Source organism: Lysinibacillus sp. FSL R7-0073, assembly GCF_038009065.1.
GTDB lineage: Bacteria > Bacillota > Bacilli > Bacillales_A > Planococcaceae > Lysinibacillus > Lysinibacillus fusiformis.
Genome location: NZ_JBBPAS010000001.1, coordinates 2,880,148 through 2,905,492, shown reverse-complemented (window position 1 = coordinate 2,905,492; position 25,345 = coordinate 2,880,148). Strand labels below are relative to the sequence as shown.

20 protein-coding genes are annotated in these 25,345 nt (G+C 37.7%); 16 read left to right on the top strand and 4 right to left on the bottom strand.

The window, feature by feature from the left end:
* From ilvC to MKY88_RS14390, 14 genes are all read left to right on the top strand, one after another.
* Window positions 1-1,035 (top strand): ketol-acid reductoisomerase, encoded by a 1,035-nt coding sequence (ilvC, locus tag MKY88_RS14455; RefSeq protein ID WP_008180491.1) that lies wholly within the window; start codon window positions 1-3, stop codon window positions 1,033-1,035.
* Complete coding sequence (locus MKY88_RS14450) at window positions 1,022-2,557, top strand: 2-isopropylmalate synthase (RefSeq protein ID WP_340814010.1); 1,536 nt, start codon at window positions 1,022-1,024, stop codon at window positions 2,555-2,557. The genes ilvC and MKY88_RS14450 overlap by 14 nt, the downstream gene beginning before the upstream one ends.
* 176 nt (window positions 2,558-2,733) lie before the next feature.
* Window positions 2,734-3,834, top strand: coding sequence for a 3-isopropylmalate dehydrogenase (leuB, locus tag MKY88_RS14445; protein ID WP_328201014.1), 1,101 nt, complete (start codon window positions 2,734-2,736; stop codon window positions 3,832-3,834).
* Between the two features lie 17 nt (window positions 3,835-3,851).
* The gene (leuC, locus tag MKY88_RS14440; RefSeq protein WP_340814009.1) at window positions 3,852-5,261 is read left to right on the top strand and encodes a 3-isopropylmalate dehydratase large subunit; all 1,410 of its coding nucleotides are present in this window, start codon (window positions 3,852-3,854) and stop codon (window positions 5,259-5,261) included.
* Window positions 5,262-5,292: 31 nt separating this feature from the next.
* A complete protein-coding gene (gene leuD, locus MKY88_RS14435; protein WP_193832374.1) occupies window positions 5,293-5,883 on the top strand; it encodes a 3-isopropylmalate dehydratase small subunit in 591 nt (196 codons plus the stop codon).
* Between the two features lie 443 nt (window positions 5,884-6,326).
* A complete protein-coding gene (gene rbsK / locus MKY88_RS14430; protein ID WP_193832373.1) occupies window positions 6,327-7,211 on the top strand; it encodes a ribokinase in 885 nt (294 codons plus the stop codon).
* A 267-nt stretch (window positions 7,212-7,478) separates the two neighbouring features.
* Window positions 7,479-9,329, top strand: a complete 1,851-nt coding sequence (locus MKY88_RS14425; RefSeq protein WP_193832372.1) for a dynamin family protein — start codon at window positions 7,479-7,481, stop codon at window positions 9,327-9,329.
* 102 nt (window positions 9,330-9,431) lie between these two features.
* Entirely contained in the window at window positions 9,432-10,667 is a 1,236-nt protein-coding gene (locus tag MKY88_RS14420) for an RtcB family protein (protein WP_328200474.1), read from the top strand.
* A 54-nt stretch (window positions 10,668-10,721) separates the two neighbouring features.
* On the top strand, window positions 10,722-11,720 hold the full coding sequence (locus MKY88_RS14415) for a LacI family DNA-binding transcriptional regulator (protein WP_069481813.1): 999 nt from the start codon (window positions 10,722-10,724) through the stop codon (window positions 11,718-11,720).
* A 95-nt stretch (window positions 11,721-11,815) separates the two neighbouring features.
* Window positions 11,816-13,237, top strand: a complete 1,422-nt coding sequence (locus MKY88_RS14410) for an aldehyde dehydrogenase family protein (protein WP_193832370.1) — start codon at window positions 11,816-11,818, stop codon at window positions 13,235-13,237.
* 21 nt (window positions 13,238-13,258) lie between these two features.
* Entirely contained in the window at window positions 13,259-14,104 is an 846-nt protein-coding gene (gene ahlS / locus MKY88_RS14405; RefSeq protein WP_445669170.1) for an AhlS family quorum-quenching N-acyl homoserine lactonase, read from the top strand.
* 17 nt (window positions 14,105-14,121) lie between these two features.
* Window positions 14,122-15,303 carry an iron-containing alcohol dehydrogenase gene (locus MKY88_RS14400; RefSeq protein ID WP_069481811.1) on the top strand — a complete coding sequence of 394 codons (1,182 nt, stop codon included), beginning with the start codon at window positions 14,122-14,124 and terminating at the stop codon, window positions 15,301-15,303.
* A 349-nt stretch (window positions 15,304-15,652) separates the two neighbouring features.
* Window positions 15,653-15,991 carry a hypothetical protein gene (locus MKY88_RS14395; RefSeq protein WP_254664302.1) on the top strand — a complete coding sequence of 113 codons (339 nt, stop codon included), beginning with the start codon at window positions 15,653-15,655 and terminating at the stop codon, window positions 15,989-15,991.
* 13 nt (window positions 15,992-16,004) lie between these two features.
* A complete protein-coding gene (locus tag MKY88_RS14390; protein ID WP_340814003.1) occupies window positions 16,005-18,089 on the top strand; it encodes an ankyrin repeat domain-containing protein in 2,085 nt (694 codons plus the stop codon).
* A 94-nt stretch (window positions 18,090-18,183) separates the two neighbouring features.
* On the opposite strand, the gene MKY88_RS14385 is transcribed toward MKY88_RS14390, so the two are convergent.
* On the bottom strand, window positions 18,184-18,693 hold the full coding sequence (locus tag MKY88_RS14385; RefSeq protein ID WP_328200482.1) for a ferritin: 510 nt from the start codon (window positions 18,691-18,693) through the stop codon (window positions 18,184-18,186).
* A gap of 376 nt (window positions 18,694-19,069) precedes the next feature.
* Entirely contained in the window at window positions 19,070-19,831 is a 762-nt protein-coding gene (locus tag MKY88_RS14380; protein ID WP_193832368.1) for a TerC family protein, read from the bottom strand.
* A 415-nt stretch (window positions 19,832-20,246) separates the two neighbouring features.
* On the opposite strand from MKY88_RS14380, the gene MKY88_RS14375 reads away from it, so the two are divergent.
* Together MKY88_RS14375 and MKY88_RS14370 are read left to right on the top strand one after the other, a co-directional pair.
* Window positions 20,247-22,007 (top strand): ABC transporter ATP-binding protein, encoded by a 1,761-nt coding sequence (locus MKY88_RS14375; RefSeq protein ID WP_328200483.1) that lies wholly within the window; start codon window positions 20,247-20,249, stop codon window positions 22,005-22,007.
* 175 nt (window positions 22,008-22,182) lie between these two features.
* A complete protein-coding gene (locus MKY88_RS14370; protein ID WP_328200484.1) occupies window positions 22,183-22,602 on the top strand; it encodes an SRPBCC family protein in 420 nt (139 codons plus the stop codon).
* Window positions 22,603-22,645: 43 nt separating this feature from the next.
* On the opposite strand, the gene MKY88_RS14365 is transcribed toward MKY88_RS14370, so the two are convergent.
* A complete protein-coding gene (locus tag MKY88_RS14365; protein ID WP_328200485.1) occupies window positions 22,646-24,124 on the bottom strand; it encodes a spore germination protein in 1,479 nt (492 codons plus the stop codon).
* Entirely contained in the window at window positions 24,124-25,248 is a 1,125-nt protein-coding gene (locus MKY88_RS14360; protein WP_340814002.1) for an endospore germination permease, read from the bottom strand. The genes MKY88_RS14365 and MKY88_RS14360 overlap by 1 nt, the downstream gene beginning before the upstream one ends.
* Between the last annotated feature and the right edge of the window lie 97 nt (window positions 25,249-25,345).

Genomic DNA, 25,345 nt, shown 5'->3' with positions numbered 1-25,345 from the left:
ATGGCTACAATGTACTATGAACAAAATATTAACGAGGAAGTATTAAAAGGAAAGAAAATTGCAATTATCGGATACGGCTCACAAGGTCATGCACATGCATTAAACCTTAAAGAATCAGGCTTTGACGTAGTGGTAGGGGTACGCCCAGGTGGATCTTTCGATGCTGCTAAAGCAGATGGTGTTGACGTAAAAACAGTGGCTGAAGCAGCACAAGAAGCAGATGTAATCCAAATTCTACTACCAGATGAGCGACAAAAAGCTGTGTATGAAGCAGAAATTGCTCCACATCTACAAGCAGGGAAAGCGCTAATGTTTGCACACGGCTTCAATATTCACTTTGGGCAAATTACACCGCCAGCAGATGTTGACGTATTTTTAGTAGCGCCAAAAGGCCCAGGGCATTTAGTTCGTCGTCAATTCCAAGAAGGTGCGGGTGTACCAGGTTTATTCGCTATCCATCAAGATGCAACGGGTCAAGCAAAAGATTTAGCACTTGCTTACGGTAAAGGCATTGGTGCCGCACGTGGTGGTCTTCTTGAAACAACATTTAAAGAAGAAACAGAAACAGATTTATTTGGCGAACAAGCAGTACTTTGTGGTGGTGCAACGCAGCTAGTAAAAGCAGGATTTGAAACGTTAGTGGAAGCAGGCTACCAACCAGAATTAGCATACTTTGAAACACTACATGAGTTAAAACTAATTGTTGATCTAATGTTTGAAGGTGGAATGGCAACAATGCGTTACTCCGTATCAGATACAGCTGAGTGGGGAGATTATGTGGCTGGACCACGCATCATCGATGAGTCTGTAAAAGCTCGTATGAAAGACGTGTTAACGGATATCCAAGATGGTACGTTTGCTCGTCGCTGGATTCAAGAAAATGAAAATGGTCGTCCTGAATATACAAAGTTCAAAGAGGCTGGTGCGAACCATCAAATCGAAGAAGTAGGCGCAAAACTACGTGAGATGATGCCATTCATCAATGAAGGTAAAGAAAAAGTGGTAAGAGAAGTGGCGACAAGTGCGAAAAATTGATATTTTCGATACTACGCTTCGCGATGGTGAACAATCTGCTGGTATCAATTTAAATACAGCAGAAAAAATAGAAATAGCTAAACAGTTAGAGCGCCTTGGTGTGACAATTATTGAAGCAGGGTTTCCTGCTTCGTCGCCCGGTGACTTTGATGCAGTCCATCGCATTGCTGAAACAGTAAAAAATTCAGTCGTAACGGGCCTTGCTCGTTGTATCCAAAAGGATATTGATACGACATGGGAAGCTATTAAAGTAGCTCAACAACCACATATTCATATTTTTCTAGCTACTTCGCCGATCCATATGGAATACAAGCTGAAAAAATCACCAGAGCAAGTGATCGAGCAAGCAGTTGAAGCAGTTAAATATGCGAGAAAATTCTTTCCTCTTGTACAATGGTCCGCTGAGGATGCATTCCGTTCAGATCGTGAATTTTTAGTACGAATTATGAATGAAGTGGTTGCAGCTGGGGCCACAACGATTAACGTCCCTGACACAGTCGGCTTTGCCTCCCCTTACGAATATGGTGCATTATTTAAGTATTTGCTGGAAAACGTAAAAGGCGCTGATAAAGTCAAATTTTCTGCCCATTGTCATGACGACTTAGGAATGGCAACAGCCAACACATTGGCGGCAATTGAAAATGGTGCTGCACAAGTGGAGGGAACAATTAATGGCATAGGAGAGCGAGCAGGCAATGTAGCGTTAGAAGAAATTGCCGTAGCACTTCATATACGTAAGGATTTTTATCAGGTAGAGACAGGGATACAGCTGCAAGAGATTAAACGTACGTCCCAATTAGTCAGTAAATTGACAAACGTTGTGATTCAGCCAAACAAAGCGATTGTTGGGCGAAATGCATTTGCACACGAATCTGGTATTCATCAGGACGGTGTGTTAAAAAATCCAGAAACTTATGAAATTATTTCACCTGCCCTTATCGGTGAAGGAGAAATACCTTTAGTTCTTGGAAAACATTCTGGTCGAGCAGCCTTCCGTGATCGAGCTGAAACAATGGGCTTTGATCTATCGGATGAAAAGCTGAATAAGGCGTTTGTGGAATTTAAAAAATTGGCGGATCGTAAAAAGGAAATTACAGAGGAAGATTTACTGACTCTTCTTACAGAACAGCAAATTCAGTTAGAAGATGTGCCAGTATTTGAATTGAAAATGGTTCAAGTGCAATACGGTACAGAAAATATTCCGACGGCCACAGCCATTGTGCTAACACCAGAGGGATTAGAGAAAACAGTAGTTGCTACGGGGTCTGGGTCAGTAGAAGCCATTTTTAACACGCTAGAGCAGCTAGTACCAAGTGCTGTTCATGTGATTGATTACCGTGTGACATCAGTGGGGAAAGGCCGCGATGCACTTGGTGAAGCTGTTATAAATATTCGTTATGATCATGTATCGACGACTGGCCGCAACTCCTCTCAGGATGTTTTGGAAGCATCGGCGAAGGCTTATTTAAATGCTATTAACCGTCATTTAATAAAAGAAAGTCTTCGTGCACATCCAGTTTAAATAATCGTCCAGTTTTACAAGTAGTGAAATGTGTGAGGTACCATTCACAAGTCGGATGCAATAATCATGGCGTATAAGGTTAATCATGAAAAATTGAATACGCTCACCATTCATACATTTGGTGAGCGTCTTTACTAAATTAGCGAATGCGCTATACAAAGAAGGGTGTTTTGATGATGGAGAAAAAAATTACAGTACTTCCTGGTGACGGAATTGGACCAGAGGTTGTTGCTTCTGCTGTGCGTGTATTACAAGTGATTGGTAAACGGTTTAATCATACTTTCCATTTAGGGTATGGAACAATCGGGGGCGCTGCCATCGACCAACACAATAATCCACTACCAGATGAAACAATTGAGATGTGTGAGAATAGTGATGCGGTTCTACTAGGAGCTGTTGGAGGACCAAAGTGGGATCAGAATCCACCTGAATTACGCCCTGAAAAGGGATTATTACGAATTCGCAAACACTTTGATTTATTTGCTAATCTACGTCCTGTAAAGGCGTTCCCGAGTTTACTAGACGCTTCACCATTGAAGCGTGAAGTAGCTGAAAACGTTGATTTAATGATTGTTCGTGAATTAACAGGTGGCGTGTACTTCGGGGAACCACGTATGCGTACTGAAAATGGCGCAATTGATACAACTGTTTACTCGAAAGCGGAAGTAGAGCGTATCGTTGAAAATGCCTTTGAGCTAGCACGTTTACGTGGAGGCAAGTTATGCTCTGTTGACAAGGCGAATGTTCTTGAAACAAGTCGTTTATGGCGAGAAGTCGTAGAAGCAAAGAAGAAAGAATATCCAGATGTTTTGGTGGAACATAACCTAGTGGATTCTGTAGCGATGAAACTGATTACAAATCCTGGACACTATGATGTAGTAGTTACAGAAAACATGTTTGGGGATATTTTAAGTGATGAAGCATCAGTTATTACGGGTTCTCTAGGTGTATTACCATCTGCATCTATTCGTGGAGATAATTTTGGCTTATATGAGCCAGTACATGGGTCAGCACCTGAGATTGCAGGGCAAGGAGTAGCAAATCCTGCAGCAACCATTCTTTCTGTAGCGATGATGCTTCAATACTCATTTGGCTTAAAGGAAGAAGCAGCAGAAATTGAACGTGCAGTAAGTGCGGTATTTGATGATGGTTATTTTACTGCAGATCTTGCCCGTGATGGCAGTCGAGTTTTATCAACAAATGAATGGACAGACAAGGTAATGAATGAAATTGATACTAGTTTTGTTTCACAAAGTATTATGACAACATATATTTAAAGAAATAGGTGAAGACAATGGGTAAAAATATAATTGAAAAGATTTGGGATAAACATGTTGTTTATCAGGAAGAGGGCAAACCGGACCTGTTATATATTGATCTTCATTTAATTCATGAAGTAACTTCTCCGCAAGCTTTTGAAGGACTTCGGATGAATGGACGTCAAGTACGTCGTCCAGATTTAAGCTTTGCAACAATGGATCATAATGTTCCAACAAAAAATTTACCAACCATCCATGATCCGATTGCGCGTAACCAAATTGAAACTTTAGCCAAAAATGCTGAAGAGTTTGGTGTTGAGCTTGCAGGTATGGGCCATCCTGATCAAGGAATTGTCCATGTTATTGGACCAGAGCTAGGACTTACACAGCCAGGTAAAACGATTGTCTGTGGGGACTCACATACATCGACACATGGTGCATTTGGGGCAATTGCCTTTGGTATTGGAACTTCTGAGGTAGAGCATGTATTATCGACGCAAACATTATGGCAAAATAAGCCAAAAACAATGGAAATTCGTGTTGAAGGGGAGCTATCAGTCGGAGTAGCCGCTAAAGATATTATTTTAGCCATTATTGCAAAGTTCGGAATTGGAGTGGGCACAGGATATATTGTGGAATTTACTGGAGAGGCTATCCACAAACTGTCCATGGAAGAACGGATGACAATTTGTAATATGTCGATTGAGGCTGGTGCCAAGGCAGGGCTTATTTCCCCTGATCAAACGACAGTAGACTATATTCGTGGTCGTAAATATGCACCACAAGCCGAACAATTTGAGGAGGCAGCTAACTATTGGTTAAGCCTAGCTTCTGATGAGGATGCTAGCTACGATACAGTCCGTATTATTCATGCGGAGGAAATCGAACCTATCATTACATGGGGAACAAATCCATCAATGGGTACGGGTGTTTCTGGCCACGTCCCAACAATAGCAGATTATAAAGATGAATCCGATAAGGCAGCACTTCAAAAAGCTCTTGATTATATGGGCTTAGAGGAAGGGCAACCATTAACGTCCATTGATATCCAGCATGTCTTTATTGGCTCCTGTACAAACTCGCGTATTAGCGATTTACGTGCAGCTGCGGATGTTATTAAAGGAAGAAAGGTACATGGCGATGTTACAGCAATCGTTGTTCCGGGCTCCCATACTACGAAAAAACAAGCAGAGGCAGAAGGTTTAGATAAAATCTTTATAGACGCCGGCTTTGAATGGCGAGAGTCAGGTTGCTCCATGTGTTTAGCAATGAATGATGATGTAGTCCCAGCTGGTGAACGCTGTGCCTCCACATCCAACCGCAACTTTGAAGGGCGTCAGGGAGCTGGTTCTCGTACACATTTAGTATCTCCACCAATGGCAGCCGCAGCCGCGATTGCAGGTCATTTTGTAGATGTACGTGAATTTGTAAAGGAAACTGTGTAAAGCTTGTTTTTACACGGAAGGGATGTTGAAAATGGAACCAATTAATATCGTAAATAGTGTAATTACACCACTTGATCGTAAAAATGTGGACACTGACCAAATTATTTCAAAAGAATTTTTAAAGCGTATTGAGCGCACAGGCTTTGGACAGTTTTTATTTTATCACTGGCGTTTTGATGCAGACGGCAATGAAATAAAAGACTTTGTATTAAATAAACCAGAATTTAAAGAGTCAAAAATTCTAGTGGCACAGGATAATTTCGGCTGTGGTTCTTCTCGAGAGCACGCTCCATGGGCTATATTGGATTATGGATTTAATGTCGTCATTGCGCCTTCCTTTGCAGATATTTTCCATAATAACTGCTTTAAAAATGGTATCCTTCCTATTAAGCTAACTGAAGTGGAATGTGATGAAATTCTAGCGAAGGGCAAAGCGAATCCATATTCAGTGGAAGTGAATCTTGCAGCACAAACGGTATCTGATGATGATGGAACAGTCTATCATTTCACAATTGATCCGTACTACAAGGAAACATTGCTAAATGGTTGGGATGAAATTGCCTTAACTTTTAAATACGAAAACCATATTGCTGCTTATGAGGATAAGAGAGTAGCCTATTAATATATTTTTGGAGACTGAAGACAAAGTGAGAGTTGTCTTCAGTTTTTTTGCGTTAGCAAATATCTATCCTAAATAATTATGGATAGAATGTGAATAGATGTAAATTTAACAAGAATATTCTGAATATAAACATTGTGAATAAATGGTTTTTTTTGATAATGTGGAAGTAGCAAGTTATTTGAAAGGAGAATAGATTATGATTACTTATTCAGTTTCCTGTATTTTTTGCAAAAAGACGTTTGAGGTTGTGGAAGGGACAAGGAAATATACCTTGTATAAAAGGAATATGAAAGGGAAATTCTCCTGTGAAGATTGTGATAGTAAAATTGAACGTGAGGCTAGAAAAGGATTGTTAGGAAAACTTTAAAAATGCTTTTAAAACAACCTGTCCGTGACCTTTTTTCTCCATTAAAATAGAGTTTAGAAGAAAGGTAGGGAAATCAATGATTACAGTTATAGGAAGTTTAAATATGGATTTAGTTGTACAAATGAATGCTTTTCCAAAGCAGGGAGAAACCATTCTTGGCCATGCATTTCAAACAGTTCCAGGAGGAAAAGGTGCAAATCAGGCAGTAGCCGCTGCTCGACTTGGGAGTGACGTGGCGATGATTGGCTGTGTCGGTCAGGATAGTTTTGGTGAAACATTATGTGTGGGTTTACAGCAAGAACAAGTAAACACAGATGCCATTGTGCATAGTACTACAGCTCCAACAGGTATTGCTAATATTCTTATTTTCAATCAAGATAATCGAATTGTAGTGGTGCCTGGCGCAAACTATGAATTAGCACCTTCACATATTGAGGCATCCAAAGACTTGATACAAAAAAGCCAAATGGTGATCATTCAACTGGAAATTCCAAAAGAGACAACAGCATATGCCATTCAACTATGTAAAGAGGCGGGAGTGCCAGTATTGTTAAATCCTGCACCAGCGGCAAATTTTGATAGACAGTGGATGAAGGATATCGCCTATTTAACGCCAAATGAAACAGAATGTGCGGAAATTTTTAAGGAGCCCGTCGATCACCTACTAGAAAAGTATCCTAATAAGCTCATTATAACGCTAGGTAGTGATGGTGCTCGTTATTTTGATGGTACATTTCCCATTCATATTCCGGGCTATATGACGACAGCTGTGGATACAACAGGTGCAGGTGACACCTTTAACGGTGCATTAGCTCATGCCTTAGTAGAGGGTCAATCATTGGATGAGGCAGTGTACTTTGCTAATCTTGCTGCCTCATTGTCTGTTGAAAAATTTAGTGCACAGGGAGGCATGCCTACACTTGGGGAAGTTTACGCGCGTATGGCGGGCACAGGGGAATAGTATATCAATTGGAACAGGTAGATCTAAATAGCTATAACAAAGGGTAATCACGCTGGAAATTTTAGTAAAATTCATAAAATTGACTATTTCTTTTAGTCTGAATTGTGAATGAAATGTGAAATGACATTGTATCGGTATAAGGATGAATTCCTATTTGGTGTATAAATGCATAAGTATATTGTCCTCTTTTCGTTGATCTATATATTAGTAAAGCATTAGTATCATTTATAATGGTCTTATAGATACATACGAAAAGAGGTTTTGAGGATGACGAACATTGACCATACGCCAATCGAATTTACAACCTCAGCGAATAATATATTGCCACAATTTGTTGATCAACTTCGACAATTGTACGGTATTATTGTCCAAAATACATATGTGAAAGATACAGCTAAACATTTAAATCGTATTATTCAAGATGCTAATAACCAAACCATGATTTTAATCGTCGGTAAACAACGAGTAGGCAAAACGACACTAGTCAACGGACTCCTCGGACGTGAGGTTTTATCTGTAAATGATCAACATCCGACAGGTGTCAATACATTTATTCGATATGGCGAACAAGAAGAGATTAAAGCCTATTTTTTAGATGGCGTTGTAGCCATATTTGATCTTAGTAAATTAGAACTACTGACAACAGGTGATACATTTGCTTCGCAGATTTTACGTGAACATTTAGATTACTTAGAAGTATATTTAAAAAATGATTTATTAAAATCTGTGACAATCATTGACTCGGTTTCCTTAGAAGCTGGGGGAGGTGAAATGGCCTATTTCTCTGAAGCACTGATGAACCGTGTAGATGAAATATTCTGGGTTTTACGTGCCGGCTCTAGGGCGATTGATGCTGAGCTTTTATTAATGGATACGTTAAAGCATAAAGGAGTGGAGCCTTTATGTGTCATCAATGGTATTGATGCTGATGAGCATGCAGACGCATTTATTACTGCTGAACAACAACGTATTGGCCATTTGATGAGTGATTTTATAGCTATTTCCGCAACGAATGCACTGGTAGCCAAGCAAACGGACAACCTTGAGCTTTGGCAGAAAAGTCAATATGATCATTTAATAGCTCACATACATCGTGTGGCTGAAAATAGTGAAAAAAAAACCTATGCCATTTTAATTCGCTTCTTACAATGGCTTGAACGGTTCCGCTTCGAATTAACTGTAATTCCACGACGTGACCCATTTCAGTCTGCTGTTGAGAATATTGAAAAATACGCAGGCGATACCCAATTTGAGTTTTCTCGCTATCAGCGTGACTTAGCGATAGTTAAGGAATATGAGCAAGAATATGAGCAGGTGGCAAATACATTTACACATGTTCAAACCCTTTATCAGCTATTACAAACTATCTCCCAACATGATTATTTACAAGATGAGAAGGTAGAAAAATTTACTGAAATCGCTGTATATTATCAACAAATGTTACGGGAGTATCGTACTATGCACAGTGAGTATTCACGAGAATATGAGCGCTTAGATGCACAGCATAAAAAAATTCATGGTAAAGGGCTTATGAAGGCTATCTTCGGTCAGCATACTCAAAATGAATTTTTCAAAGAGCGTGTACAAAAATTAAATGAGCAACAAGTGGTTTGTGTAGCTCAATACGACAAGGTACTGCAAGCAGAAACGTCGATGTTGCAAGCAGTTCGAGATATTCAACCTTATTTAGTCAATTTAGTAAAGGAACGTATGAGTCGTATTGAACAAAAAGTGCAGGAATTAAATCAACAACGTGCAAAAGAGAAGCGACAATTAAAGCGTTATGCTGAAAAACTAAATGAATTTTCATGTTTAATTGAAGCACAGGGCTATATTAAGGAGCATCTTCAACCTTTCTTAATGCAGGAACAAATGCCACTAAAAGCAAAGGACTTAGAAATGCTTGAAGAAACGGTGCAGGCTATTTTGAGCATCGATCTTTCAAGGAATGGTTTATTGGCACGTAGTCAAATGAATAATAAAATGGAGAGTATTGCTATACCTTTTGATGTGGAGGAAATGTATCCACAGCAATGCTTAACGTTACAAGAAGAAGATGTGAAATCGAACGATATTCCAGAGATACCAAATAAACTAGCTATACAATATGCAGAATAAACTTTACAAAACGTTCTAAAAGAATGAATCTTTTAGGGCGTTTTTTTATGGAATGAAACATATCATACCATTTATACGTATAAATGGTATGGAGGGATAAAAATGATTGAAATTAAAGGACGTTACACGGAGGCTAAAATTTATGCTGAAACAGCATTGCCATCAGCGATCGATCAAATTCAAGAATTGACGAATCAGCCGTTTATGTCAGGTACGAAGGTACGTATTATGCCTGATTATCATGCAGGGAAAGGCTGTGTTATTGGCACGACCATTCACCTACAGGAGCGGGTTGTGCCAAATCTGGTCGGTGTGGATGTGGGCTGTGGTGTATTTGTAGCGAAATTAGATGTAACGACGGTTGATTATGAGAAACTAGATACTATCATTCGAACGTATGTGCCGAGCGGTCAAGAGGTTCATAAGGAACTATCGCCTGACCGACAATTTTTAGCGTTCGAAGGGAAACAGTTCAAAGCAAGTGGCTTTAAGGATGAGTATACAAATCTATCATTAGGGACACTTGGTGGAGGCAATCATTTTATTGAATTGGCTAAAGATGAGGAGAATCAGTACTATTTACTAATTCATACTGGTTCACGTTATGTAGGGGCAAAAGTAGCAAACTGGCATCAAAAAAGAGCCTATGACAATTTACGTCAGCAAGATTTGACTGAAAAAATAGAGGACTTCAAACAACAGGGGAGAGAAAAGGAAATTCAAGCGATGATTCAAGCCTATAAAGAAAAGCATCCTGCGGTTCCGAAAGAGTTAGCCTATTTAGAGGGCGAATATTTCCATGACTATATTCATGATATGAAAATCGCGCAGCAATTTGCGCAGATGAATCGTTGGACTATTGCTGAAACCATTGCAAAACATATGGATTGGCAGTTAATAGATACATTTGATACGATTCATAACTATATTGAGACGGAGACCATGACGCTACGGAAGGGAGCCGTTCGTGCCAATAAAGGAGAGATGCTTGTCATTCCTATGAATATGCGCGATGGATCACTTATTTGTATAGGGAAAGGCAATGCTGATTGGAATCATTCAGCCCCACATGGAGCAGGACGCATGTACTCTCGTCGTGCCGCTAAAAAAGCGCTGAATATGGAGGATTTTAAAGAGACGATGCAGGGGGTCTGGACAACATCAGTCAATGAAGAAACATTAGACGAGGCACCAATGGCCTATAAGCCTATGGCAGAAATTACATCTGTGATTGGAGAAACAGTAGATATTATTAAGGTTGTTAAACCTGTCTATAATTTCAAAGCGAGTGAAGCGACAAAGCCTTATGAGAGAAAGGGACCCTCGAACTCCCTATAATTAATAGGCATGTATGGTATAATATAGCTTTACAACAATGAAATGGGTGGTTTTTTGGTTTCTTCAAAAGATGTGGCAAAGCATGCTGGTGTATCTCAAACAACCGTGTCAAGAGTATTGAATACACCAGAGCTAGTAAAGCCAAAAACAGTTGAAAAAGTGATGAAAGCGATTGAGGACTTAAACTATATTCCAAATGATATAGCTAGATCGCTTGTTCAAAAAAAGACAGGCATCATTACATTAATATCAGGTCCTTTACACAATCCTTTTTTTGTTGATACGACGACTGCTATCGTTAATTATGTCAACGCCCGTGGCTATAAAGTTAACGTTTATTTTGGTACAGAAGATAATTTACACTCGATTTATAATGCAGTTTTAGAAACGAAGGCAGATGCCATTATATTATCTTCCATGCTCTATCGAGATGATTTATTTTTTAAATTAGAAAAACTAGGAATTCCATTTATTATGTTTAATCGTAAGCATCAAGAAAACAGACATTTTGTAGAAATTGATAATGTGCAAGCAGGATATCTAGCCGCTAATCATCTGTTGTCTCTAGGGCATCAATCATTATGTTGGATTGGTGGTCCACATCAAATGAGTACATTTTTTGGTCGCTACCAAGGGTTTGAAAAGGCACTAAAGGATCATGAAATCGTAGCTAAATCTGTTCCAACATTTTTTACCAACACAAATAAGGAAGATATTGAAAAGGCTTTTGAGGAACTATTAAAACTGGATAGAAGACCTACAGCAATTTGTGCAGCAACAGATGCCATCGCTATAGAAATTTTGAACCTTTGTTTAGAAAGAGGCTTTCATGTTCCTAGGGATTTCAATGTGATCGGCATTGATAATGTGGAGCTTAGTAAACATCATTCCATTGCTTTGACAACGGTAGGGATAACATCCGAAGAAAACTTAGGATTTTTAGCGATTGAAAAATTATTTGAGGTCATGGAGAAAAAAAGTACTTGCATCCAGCAAACAGAGTCTGTTAAACTTTTCCCAAGAAATACAACGTGTAAAAATGAACTGATTTAACGTCAGTTTATTTTTTACACTAAAATGGTTACGTATTCATTTCTTTATTTTCAGAAATGAATACGTAACCATAATAGAAAGGAGTGAGATAAGTCTTGAAAAGGGGCTTATGGATTCAAGGAGAATGGAAGATGACTGCAGAGTATATGGAGGTTCAAGCCCCGCATTCGCAAGAGATGATTGCACATTTTGCAATGGCCACTGAACAAGATGTACATGAGGCCGTTGCAAGTGCACAGGCAGCAGCGAAGAGCATGGCTGCGTTAACGGCTTTTCAACGAGCAGAAATTTTGGAGCATTTATCGACACTATTTTTGGAAAATCGTGAAGAGGCAGCTAGTATTATTTCACTAGAATCAGCAAAACCGCTCAAGTATGCCTATGCTGAAATTGATCGCACCATTGAAACCTATAAATTTGCCGCAGAGGAAGCTAAACGATTGTCTGGCGAAATGATTCCAATGGACGCTTCTAAAAATGGAGAAGGGCGCTTTGCCTATACAATTCGAGAGCCAATCGGCGTAATTGCAGCAATTACACCGTTTAATTTTCCACAAAATTTAGTTGCGCATAAAGTAGGTCCTGCTTTAGCGGCGGGAAATACGATTGTGTTAAAGCCAGCTACTCAAACAGCTCTATCCGCTCATTTTCTAGCAAAACTATTGGCACAAACTAATTTACCAGCTGGCGCTTTTAATCTAGTGACTGGGCAAGGGAAATTAGTAGGAGATGTATTTTTAGCACATCCTCACGTGAAAATGATAACGTTTACGGGAAGTCCTGCCGTAGGTATTTCGCTACGAAATCGTGCAGGTTTAAAAAAGGTTACGTTAGAATTAGGCTCGAATGCAGGAGTAATTGTTGACGAAGGAGTTCAACTTGACCAGATTATGGACCGAATAATTATGGGGGCCTTTTCAAATCAAGGTCAGGTATGCATTTCATTGCAGCGAATATATGTAATGGAAAGTATCGTAAATGAGTTTTTAGACAAGCTCAGCGCTAAAGTGGCACAGCTAGTCATTGGCGACCCTCTCGATGAAACAACGGATATAGCCATGATGATTTCTGCAGCGGAACAACAACGAGCCCTTGAGTGGATTGAAGAAGCGGTTGCTGAAGGGGCTAAAATCATCGCTGGTGGTCATATTGACAATCAGGTTTTATTGCCAACTGTGTTATCGAATGTATCTTCACATAGTAAGGTATCCTGTGAAGAAATTTTTGCACCTGTTGTTATCGTGAATTCAGTATCTACTATAGAGGAGGCAATTGAAGCTATTAACGATTCTCATTATGGGCTACAGGCAGGTATTTTTACACCATCGATTGAGACGGCTTTTAAAGCTTCCAAAGCATTACAGGTAGGAGGCGTACTTATTAATGATGTGCCAACTTATCGTGTAGATCATATGCCATATGGTGGCGTAAAAGAAAGTGGTACAGGTCGAGAAGGCATTAAATATGCAATGGAAGAAATGACAGAAATGAAGCTCATTATTTGGAATAACCAATAATCACGAATGGAGATGGGAAACATGAAAATGATCAAACAACACCCAAAATTGTATGTAATGGACAACGGTACGATGCGAATGGATAAGAATTATATGATTGCCATGCACAATCCAGCAACAATCGATCATCCAAATCAACCAAATGAATTTGTAGAATTCCCCGTCTATACAGTACTTATCGATCATCCAGAGGGCAAAATTTTATTTGATACGGCGTGTAATCCAAATGCTATGGGGCCTGATGGACGTTGGGGGGAATTTACACAAAAAGCGTTCCCTATTAATATGCCAGAAGAATGTTATTTACATCATCGATTAGAAGAATTAAATATTCGTCCTGAGGATATCAAATATGTTGTAGCATCCCACTTGCATCTCGACCATGCAGGCTGCTTAGAATTATTTACGAATGCGACGATCATTGTACAAGAAGATGAGTTTAACGGCACACTACAAACGTATGCAAGAAATGTTAAAGACGGTGCCTATATTTGGGGCGACATTGATATGTGGATTAAAAATAATTTACAATGGCGCCTTATTAAACGTGGTGAGGATAATGTGAAGCTTGCAGAAGGCATTCAAGTATTAAATTTTGGCAGTGGTCATGCTTGGGGTATGCTCGGTCTGCACATTAATATGCCAGACTCAGGAGGAATTATTTTAGCTTCAGATGCTATCTACACGGCGGAAAGCTTTGGTCCACCTGTTAAGCCACCAGGCATTATTTATGATTCAGTTGGCTATAATTCTACAGTTGAACACATTCGTAGACTTGCCAATGAAACAAATTCTCAGGTTTGGTTTGGTCATGACCCTGTCCAATTTAAATCATTTAGAAAATCGACAGAAGGATACTATGAATAGATAGGAGTAGAGAAGCCATGCATAAATTAACCTTTACGCCTGTAAGCTATACAGGTTGGGGATGTTTAAATCAGCTTCTGCCTGAAGTAGAAAGATTTAAAGCTACAAATATTTTAATTGTCACAGACCCATTTTTAAAGGAATTAGGGCTAGCAGATAAAGTCCAGCAGCCCTTGCTTTCAAAAGGATATGCAACGACCATTTATACAGATATTGCCCCAGAGCCCCCACTTGCTATTGGAGAAAAGCTAGTTGATTTTACTAGAAAACATCAATTTGATTTGGTCATTGGTTTAGGTGGAGGAAGTGCTCTTGATTTAGCTAAGCTTGCTGCTGTTTTAGCCGTACATGATGGGAAAGTAGCGGATTATTTAAATTTAACAGGCACAAAAGCACTTGAACAAAAAGGTTTACCTAAAATTTTAATACCAACTACATCTGGGACAGGCTCAGAAGTGACAAATATTTCAGTTCTGTCCCTCGACACAACAAAAGATGTTGTGACACACGATTACTTATTGGCGGATAGTGCGATTGTAGACCCAGAGCTAACGATTTCATTACCACCAAAGGTAACAGCTGCAACGGGGGTTGATGCTTTAACACATGCCATTGAGGCATATGTTTCAGTCAATGCCAATGAAGTAACGGATGCACTTGCACTACAAGCTATTCGCCTAATTAGTGGCTCTATTCGTACGGCTGTACTAGAAGGGGAAAATAAGCAGGCACGTTCAGATATGAGCTATGGTAGTTATTTAGCTGGCTTGGCCTTTTTTAATGCTGGAGTAGCCGGTGTTCATGCTTTAGCCTATCCATTGGGAGGTCAATTTCATATAGCCCATGGCGATTCCAACGCCGTACTATTACCATATGTCATGGGGTATATTCGTCAAAGCTGTGAAAAACGAATGAAGGATATATTAGATGCCATGGGTGTATCATCTGCCTACTTATCGCAAGAAGAGGCTTCCTATAAATGTGTGGATGTATTACAACAGCTCGTTCAAGATGTAAATATTCCTTCTACATTAAAGGGTTTTAATATACCAGAAGAAGCTTTAGAACAATTAACGGACGATGCAACAAAGCAAACAAGAATTTTAGCACGAAGTCCTATGCTATTAGAACGAGAGGATATTTATGCTATTTATCGATCTGCATTTGATGGAGAAGTTCGAGAACCAGACGAATCATAAAGAAGAAAAGAGAAACGTTGATTGTTGACGTTTTTCTTTTTTAATGTAGGAATTTAAAATTGAACTGAGCGATCTGGTTATTAAAATGCGTCATAAAAGTATGAGAATTTGAGGAATTGGAGAAAACGTACATACCCACGACCGCTTTGAAATGATAGATTTCATTACTACACTATTTATGGAGCAACAAGAAGAAACATTTTGAGCGTTTCTTTTTTTATAAATTCGAAAGTAATATTTGAAATTTATATTTATGAATATTTTCTCTTAGCTATTTTAAATTTTATAGTAAATAATGGGTAATTAGTATATAATATTAATTATTTTTCAATATATGGAGGGTGTGCTAATGAAACTAGTACTACAGATATCAAGTTTTATTTTATTTGTTACAGCTATAGTTTTTAGTTTATCTCAAATATCAATCTTAAAGGAAGAAAAAGAGGATACGGAATACTGGGAAGAAGCAGCTAAAGAACATTATGATAACAACCTTATTGAAGAAAGATATTTTGCTATTAAAAATATATATAGCTCGCACCTTACAACAACCTTAGTGTCAACAATATCCATGGTGTTAACAGGAGTATTCTTTCTTGCAATAGCAAAAATTATTGCATTGCTTCAAGACATAAATTCTAAAGTTACAAATAAGCCTCAAGAAGAAGAATTCGAATTGTTGAATTAATAGGAGGAAACGAATGTTAGTTGATATAAATTGTCCAGTTGAATTGCTTAAGTATCAGCTATATAGAAGTAAGAAAACAGGTAAGGTTTATTGTTCATTGAAGTTTAATAATATTTCAGAAAAAAGAATAAAAGGCTTAAATGCTACTATTTATTGTTTTGATCAATTTGGTGAACCAGTTGGCTGGGAATCTACTAGCTTTAATTATAAACTGCATCTAAGTGAATCAATAGAACCTAACCAAGCATTTGAGAACAATGAAAAAATTGCATTAGATAGTTTTTCTCATACCAGAAGCATAGATGTAGTCTTTGAGAAAGTACTTTTTAGTGATGAAACAATATGGACGAAACCCGAATCAGAGCTAGAGAAAGTAGAACTAAAACAAATTAATGATCCAGGTCAACTAACGTTTGTACTAACGCATGAAGGAAATGATGCAAAATATTATTCACAATTGATAAATGATAAATGGACATGTGTATGCGGACGCCTTAACTTGGAGAATATGAAAATATGTAAACGTTGCAAAAGAGAAAAAAATTATGTTCTTTCAATTTATATGAATGAAAAAACGATTAGTGAAAATATTAAGTTATATGAAGAACAGATAGAAGAGGAAAAAAAGCAAGAGCTACTAGAAAAAGAACGTCAACATGAAATATTTCAGAAAAAGGTAAAGAAAATAGTAAAATATAGCGCTGTGTTAATCAGTTTTCTATTTCTTTTTGGTATAGCTACTTATGGTTTTATAACAAAGTTTACTTTTTCATGGGATAATTATCTTTTATTAAAAGATAAGGATAACGCTTTGATTGAGGCAGTAAAAAATCAAAATTCGAAGGATATAAATTTTTTGATTGAAAATGGGGCCAACGCTAATTTTGTAAATAGGGATGGCGAAAATTCAATTAGTAAAGCCATCGAATTACCGAATAAAAAATTAGCTATTTCCTTAATGAATAAAGGAATGGGAAGTATTAGAGTAGGAAAAGAAGAGGATAGTCTTGCACATGTTGCAGTTAAAAATGAACAATATGAAATACTAAAAGAGCTACATAAATTCGAAGTTGATATGAACGTAAAGAATGAGATGGGACATAATGTATTATATTCTGCTATACAGACAGGGAATAGAGAGATACTTGAATACCTTATTTATGAATTGAAAGTAAATTTTCAAGAAGTGGATAATGACGGTAACAATATTGTTCAAGTAGCCTTATTACAGCCTTTAAACAATACAGCATTAATCAAGGAATTACTAAACTTGGACATTGATTTGAAAAAAGTGAATATAGGTGGTCAAAATACATACACAACAGCTATACTTACTCAAAATAAAGAGATAGTTCAACTATTTATAGATAAAGGATTAGATCTTAATAAGGTTGATGAATTAGGAAATAATGCGATCCATATTCTCCTTAATCACAAAAAAGACAATCTGACTTATTTGGCAGAGTTAATAAATAAAGGAGCAGCGGTAAATGGACTTAATGAACAAGGACAAACACCATTGTATTTAGCGATCCTAAACGGGGATAAAAAAACTGTTGAGGGACTACTTAAACATAAGGTGGATAAAAATATTGTCAATAGTAATGGGGACTCTGCTAAAGACATTGCCGAAAAATATAATAAATCATTGGTAGAATTATTTGAGCAAGATAGGTTTACAATTAAGCATGATAAACAAAAGAATGTTTTCATAGTAAGTGGGGTTACTTTAGGTAATTCAAGAAAAGACGTAGTTAATAAGTTAGGAAACCCTGCTAAGAGGAAACAATTCGAATCAATAGATGGTGACATAGACTGTAATATTTACTATCTAAAAGATAGTACCGAAAAAGATATAGAGACGCATTATTGTTCTTATATAGGTATAAGCGATAAGATTGAATATATTTCGTTTAACTTATATCCTAAACAGCTGAATGAAGAATGGTATAATGATTTAGGAAAACCGTTTATCGATGATGATGCTCCATTATATTATCTAGAGGAAACGGAGCAGTTACTGCTATTAAAACCAAACGAAGAAATAGGGTTCCTTTACTATGCAGGTTACGAATTTTATAATAATTTGTACCAATAGAATTAACATATCTAAATACTAAAAATAAGGCTACGAAGCTTCTTTGACGAAACTTCGTAGCCTTTGTTATTGGTTAGCTAATTTATTAAGTATGTTATGCTTCTGCATCAGGCGTAAATGTACGCGTAGCTAATTCTGCATCTAGCATAAAGATAGCGTTGGAGTCGTTTTCGATACGTTCGATTTTACGAATTAATGTATCAAATGTAGATTCTTCCTCCACTTGCTCATCGATGAACCATTTTAAAAAGGCCATTGTCGCATGCTCACGTTCATCTAAAGCGATATCTGATAAATTATAAATACGGCGCGTCACTTCTTTTTCGTGAGAAAGAGCTGTTTTAAAGGCACCTAAAATCGATTCAAAATGATTGCCTGGGCTTTCAAAGCCTTGAATTGTTGCACGGTAGCCCATATCACTTAAGAAGTTATAAAATTTCATCGCATGGAAGCGTTCTTCTTCGGCTTGTACTAAAAAAAAGTTAGCGAAGCCATCATAATCCTGGTCTGTGCAATATGCCGCCATTGCCATGTAAGCATGAGCCGAGTAAAATTCAAAATTCATTTGTTCATTAAGTGCTGTGTGTAGTTTTTCAGATAACATAAAAGTTTTCCTCCTTTTGCAGTAAATGCCTTCTTCACTAGTATACAGTGTTAACGGTTCTTCATACAAAAATTTTAAATTTCATGGGAAAATGCGCAAAACTTAATTGATATTCGTTCTCAATTAGAGAATTTACACTTCTTTATATTTAGTCTCAACTGCTGGAACCAAGGAAATTAAGCATTTTCCTATTATGTCATATGTATAGTCAAGTGTTGGTAAGGGAAGTTGGATAGGGCAACCTAGTGAGGTAGAAAATGACTTGAAAATTTGTTTGTTTGGCATAGGGGAGGGCACTCGTTAAAAAATAAAATCACTACTTTCATATAAAATAGAAAATCGCCTCGACATAGGTCGTGGCGATTTTTTAAAATCATTATTGTTCTTGGGTTTTTTGGTTTTTGACCCCAATTAAGTAACCACCTAGGGCAATTGCTACTAGGACAATCCAGAAAATAGCCTTCCAAATTGTAGAATGTGGGAATTCATGTGGAATAATGCCTAATTTTTCATGTGCTAATGTTAACACAGCTAATTTCACACCAACCCAACCAACGATTAGGAATGCAGCCGTTTCCAGTGAAGGGAATTTATCAAGAACTTTCACGAACCAACGAGCCGCGAATCGCATCATGATGACCCCAATAATACCACCTAAGAACATAACGGCGAACTGTCCTGCATTAATACCACCGATATCAAAATCACCGATATGTGGTAGTGTTACAGCAATAGCAACCGCAGCTAGAATAGAATCTACCGCGAACGCGATATCAGCAAGTTCTACTTTTACAACTGTCATCCAGAAGCCAGATTGCTTTTTCGGCTCTTGGATCTCATCGGAGCTTTGCGATGCTTTCCGTGAATCATAAATATGTTTAATAGACATAAACAATAGATAAGCTGCACCTATTGCTTGAATTTGCCAGAAATTAACGAGTGTTGTAATAAGGAATAATGCGGCGAAGCGGAAAACAAACGCCCCCACTAATCCATATAATAGAGCTTTTTGTTGTTGTGCTTTTGGTAAATGCTTAACCATAACTGCCATTACGACTGCGTTGTCAGCTGCCAACAATCCTTCTAATACAATTAATACGACGAGTACCCATGCGTATTCTAAAATAATTGCCTCCAAATTTGTTTCCTCCTTTAATTAATGAACAGAAATGAATGGTTGCTTCTAACATATTCTTCCCAATTTTAAGCAAAAGAAAAAGACCCCTGCCTAAAAAATAGGCAAAGGTCTTGCTAAGCAATTTACTGTTCGTTGCACAGAAATTATTCTGTGAGACAATTTATGCCATCACACCCGATGGTACGAAACCATGTAATGACGAATGTGAATCAGATGCTTCGATCGCATCCGCTAGCTACTCCCCTTTGACAATAAAGTCAAAAGCTATTCAATTCTTACACCAATCATAGCATGCGAAAAACTGAAAGTAAATAAAAATATACTGCTATGGAGAAAAAATACTTTTCCGTTACGTTTGCACAAATGGTACTATTAAAAGATAGCGAAATTTTTACAACTTAGAAAGGAGACAAACATGTATAGAAAATTTTTTTCCTATTATAAGCCGCATAAACGATTGTTTGTCATCGATTTTTCAAGTGCAATCATTGTAGCCATTTTAGAGCTCGCCTTTCCATTAGCCGTTCAGTGGTTTATTGATGAGCTATTACCAACAGGCGATTGGGGAATGATTGTAAAAATAAGTGTATTATTGCTGCTAGTGTATGCAATAAGTACATTTTTAAACTTTATCGTGAACTATTTAGGGCATAAATTGGGGATTAATATTGAGACAGATATGCGTCAGGAGTTATTTACCCATGTACAAAGGCAATCATTCCGATTTTTTGATAATACGAAGACAGGTCATATAATGAGCCGTATTACCAATGATTTATTTGATATTGGGGAATTTGCCCATCATGGACCTGAGGATTTATTCATTGCCATTATGACCTTTGTTGGGGCCTTTGCCATTATGTTTAATGTAAACCCAACACTCGCTTTAATTGCAGCAATCATGGTGCCATTTTTAACATGGCTTGTGACATTTAGTAATATAAAAATGAACAATGCTTGGAAAACGATGTATGGCAAAATTGCTGATGTTAACGGGCGTGTAGAGGATAGTGTGTCCGGTGTCCGTGTTGTGAAATCATTTACAAACGAAGATTTTGAAATCAAACGCTTTAAGGAGCAAAATGGATTTTTCCGTACAGCTAAATTATATGCCTATAAAATAATGGCAGGTACTCACTCGAGTATTTACATGATGACACGCCTCCTTACATTAATGGTGTTAGTGGTCGGCGCTTGGCTAAGCTTTAATGGAAAATTATCTTACGGGGAGCTAGTGAGCTTTGTTTTATATACAAATGTACTCATTAAACCAATTGATAAGATTAGTGCTTTATTAGAGCTTTATCCGAAGGGAATGGCTGGTTTTAAGCGATTCCGGGAATTAATTGAGCAGGAACCAGAAATTCAAGATCGTGAGAATGCGAAGGTCATTAGTCATTTAGATGGTAATATTTCCTTCAATACTGTTCACTTTAATTACGATACTTCGAAACAGGTTTTAAAAGATATTTCATTTGATGTAAAAGCTGGACAAACTATTGCTTTTGTTGGTCCTTCGGGTGCTGGTAAAACGACCATTTGTTCGTTAATTCCTCGCTTCTATGAGGTTTCAAAAGGTGCTATTTCGATTGACGGCATCGATATTCGCAATATGACCCAGGCTTCCTTACGATCTCAAATCGGTATTGTACAGCAGGATGTCTTCTTATTTACAGGGACAATTCGTGAAAACATTGCCTATGGAAAGCTAAACGCCAGTGAAGAAGAAATTCGAGAAGCGGCGAAAAAGGCCCATTTAGAGGCATTCATCGCAGAATTACCAGATGGGTATGATACGCAAATTGGGGAACGAGGCTTGAAATTATCCGGTGGACAAAAACAACGATTAGCCATTGCTCGTATGTTCTTGAAAAACCCACCAATTTTAATTTTAGATGAAGCGACTTCTGCGTTAGATACAGAAACAGAGATGATCATTCAGCAATCTTTATCAGAGCTAGCTGAAAACCGTACTACATTAGTTATTGCCCATCGCCTGGCAACAATTAGGAACGCAGATCGGGTAATGGTCGTGACGCCAAAAGGTATTGAGGAAGATGGTACTTACGATGAGTTAGTGGCTCACAATGGTATCTTTGCGAAGCTCCATCACATCCAATTCCGTAAAGGGCAAAACGAACAAAGCATTCAAAATGATTATGTAGAGCTGACGTAACATAATGTCAGCCCGATTATCAAAAGGCAGAAATGTGTGAGAGCATTTCTGCCTTTTACTATTTTTATATACTTATCACAAAAGATAAGTACTAATAGGACAAGGATTTTTAGAAGAAGGGAGGAATTATTAGTAGTGAATAGACGATGACAGATTAATAGATGGAGGTTAAGACATGGAGAGCCACAAAAGTATTGGACTAACCAAAACAGTTGGTTATCAAGTAGGGGTTAGAAGAACGTTTCCAATCTCGCAACAGCAAGCATGGTCACTTATTACAGGGGAGGAAGGTTTGATTGCATGGTTAGGAGGAGGGGAAAATATAATTATTGAACCTGGTCATCAGTATCGTACAATGGTGGGAACTGGAGAAATTCGGATTGTCAAACCACTATTGCAACTCCGTCTAACTTGGCAAAAAGAGGGATGGCAACGACCTTCTACCGTACAAATTCGAATCCTATCCAAAGAAAATAATAAAACGACCATTAGCTTTCATCAGGAACATCTTGCCGATCAACAAATAAGAGAAGAAATGAAGCGATATTGGGAATCGAGGTTAGTATCCATCGAAGAGAGCATACAAAAGATGTAGCCAAAAATAACTAGCATCTCCTCAATATGTGAGGGGATGCTAGTTATTTTCTTGGACTTTTTTTGTCTTCGATATGGGCATTAGCTGAACGGGTTGCATCCTGAGGAGCAAGTGCTTTATTGCGCTCCGTGTAACCTTTAGGTGTTAGACGAAAAATAGATTTTTTGATGGTGGACCAGTTTAAATCTGTCGCAAGGTTCATGTAAGAGTAACCGTAAATGCGAATATTGCATAAGTAAAGAAGTGTAAAATATAAAGAAACAAAAAAGCCAAATAATCCTAAAAAGGCGCTAGCTAGGATAAAGGCAACACGTAATATGCTGACGGATGTCACTAGGGATTGATTGACCAATGTAAATGAAGCGATGGTAGAGATGGCGATGACAACAATCATCTCAGGGCTTGTTACACCTGCTCGAATTGCAGCATCTCCAATAATGATTCCCCCTACAACACTGATGGTTCCCCCAATAACTGAAGGAAGCCGTAGCCCTGCTTCACGGAACAATTCAAACATCAAAAGCATTAGTAGCATTTCAAGTGAAGAAGGGAGAGGTAATCCAGCTTTGGCCTGTACAACGGTTGCCAGTAACTGTAATGGCAATTGATTTTGATGGTAGGTTGTTAAAGCAAGCCAAAAGGCAGGCAGTAGTAATCCTATAAGAATACCGAGAATCCGTAGTACTCGTTCTACAGAACTAAAAATGACCGGGTATTCATTATCTTCGGCAGATTTCAATAATAAGAAAAGATTCACAGGCGTGATAATGCAATAAGCGACACCATCTACGAAAATAACAAAGCGGCCCCTTGCTAATGCTTGAACGGCATAATCGGGTCGCCCTGTATAATCAAACTTTGGAAATAATTTCGAGTTTTTATTCACGCGTTCCATCAATAAATCACCACTAAAAACAATATCTGTATCGACTGCAGCTAACTGTTTCTTAATACCATGCAGAATGTCCATATCCACAATATCTTCAAAATACAGGATTGCCACTGTTGTTTTTGAGCGTTTTCCGAGCTCCACCTTTTCGACGCAAAATGAATTGGTCGGTAATCGTTTGCGAATTAAAGCGATATTGACGCGGATATCTTCAATAAAGTTATCCCTTGGCCCTTTAACAAGAACCTCCATACGTGTTTCTTCCGGCTTACGATTAGGCTTTTTAGCGATATTGCTTGCATATAACAGATGATCTTGCTCAAAATACATCAACAGGAAGCCACTATAAACGGATGAAATAAGCTGTTCCTTATCTTGGATTTTTTGAAGGCTTGGAATATGAAGATGCCTCGCTATATTTTCTTCAAATGAAACGTCATCCAAATGATCATACAAATACTGGGTTCGCTGAATAATGACACCGTTCAGCATTTGCTGATCAATCATGGCATCACACGTTATAAATTGTACCTTTTGTTCATTAAAGTTATATTGCTGAAATTGTATATCTGCGGATTTTTGAAATAGTTTTTTTATTGTATTTAAATCTAACTCATGCTCCTGCTGAGACATTATGATTCACCACTTTTCATGTCTTGTTTTTCAGTTTTCCCCTTTTTAGAAGATTTATCCGATAAGTAAGCAACGACAATGAAAAAAATTGATAAGGCAAAAAAGAAAATAAACGTAGCACTTAAAATATAATGTCCCTTAACTTTTAAAAATAAGCTTTCATTTAACATAATTAACGGTAAACAAATGATGAAGAAGGGTGGAGCGAGCATTTGCCAAATACGCTTTGGATCGCCAGTCATTTTTAATAAGTCTGCCACAATATATAAGAGGAAACTTACACGAATGAAAGTCCCTGTTAACCATTGGTAAATAGAGAAGAAATCTAAATGCTCAATATAGCGTCCGATGGTCACTAATCCCCATTCTTCATAGGCAGGATAACGTTGTTTCGATGCTTCACTTGGCCCGAATTCAGTAATGGCTCCAATTAACGGACCTAATGTAAGGCCAATTAAGATAGCCAGTATAATAGTGAAATGGTACCAACGAAGACGTTCTTTAAATTGGTGCTGCAAAAATAATAGCAATAATAGCTCTATAAATCCTGAAGCAGGAAAAATCATACCATGTATGATAGGCTGAAAACCATGCTCAAAAAACGGGCGCAATAAACTATAATCTTTTACTTGTATATTGGTAAAGGCGACAAAAAAACCAAGAATTACAACTCCAAATAATACAAAGACATTGACAATAACAATCGTTTGTAAGCTAGTTGTCACTAGTAAAATGCAAAGAATGGTATAAACAAACAATAATATAAGGACAGGTGTTTGAGGTAAAAATGTGCTATTTACCCATTGTAATGTTTCCACCATTGTAAATGCTGCGATAATCAATAGAAAAATGGCGACAATATAGATGATGGTAGTAGAAGCGACTTGTCCTATTTTTTCGCTGAGCCAGTCTCGAATGGGTTCCTGTTTCGATTTTTTTTGGATGTAAACTAATAAAAATAACCAAAAGAAAATAACACCCCCAGCAAATAGTACAGATAGCCAGCCATCTCTTTTGGCGGCATCTAGCAGTGGAGGAATAATAGTTACATGATTTTTTAAGCCAATAACGGTCATTGATAGGAAGATTACATGTAAAATACTGATGGATCCTACACTTTTCATGATGAAAACCCTCTAACATTGATTGATACATATTAGCTTAGACAAAAAACAGTAGCTTTATAAGCAAAAAATGGGTTGATCTCCATGAAAAAAACGA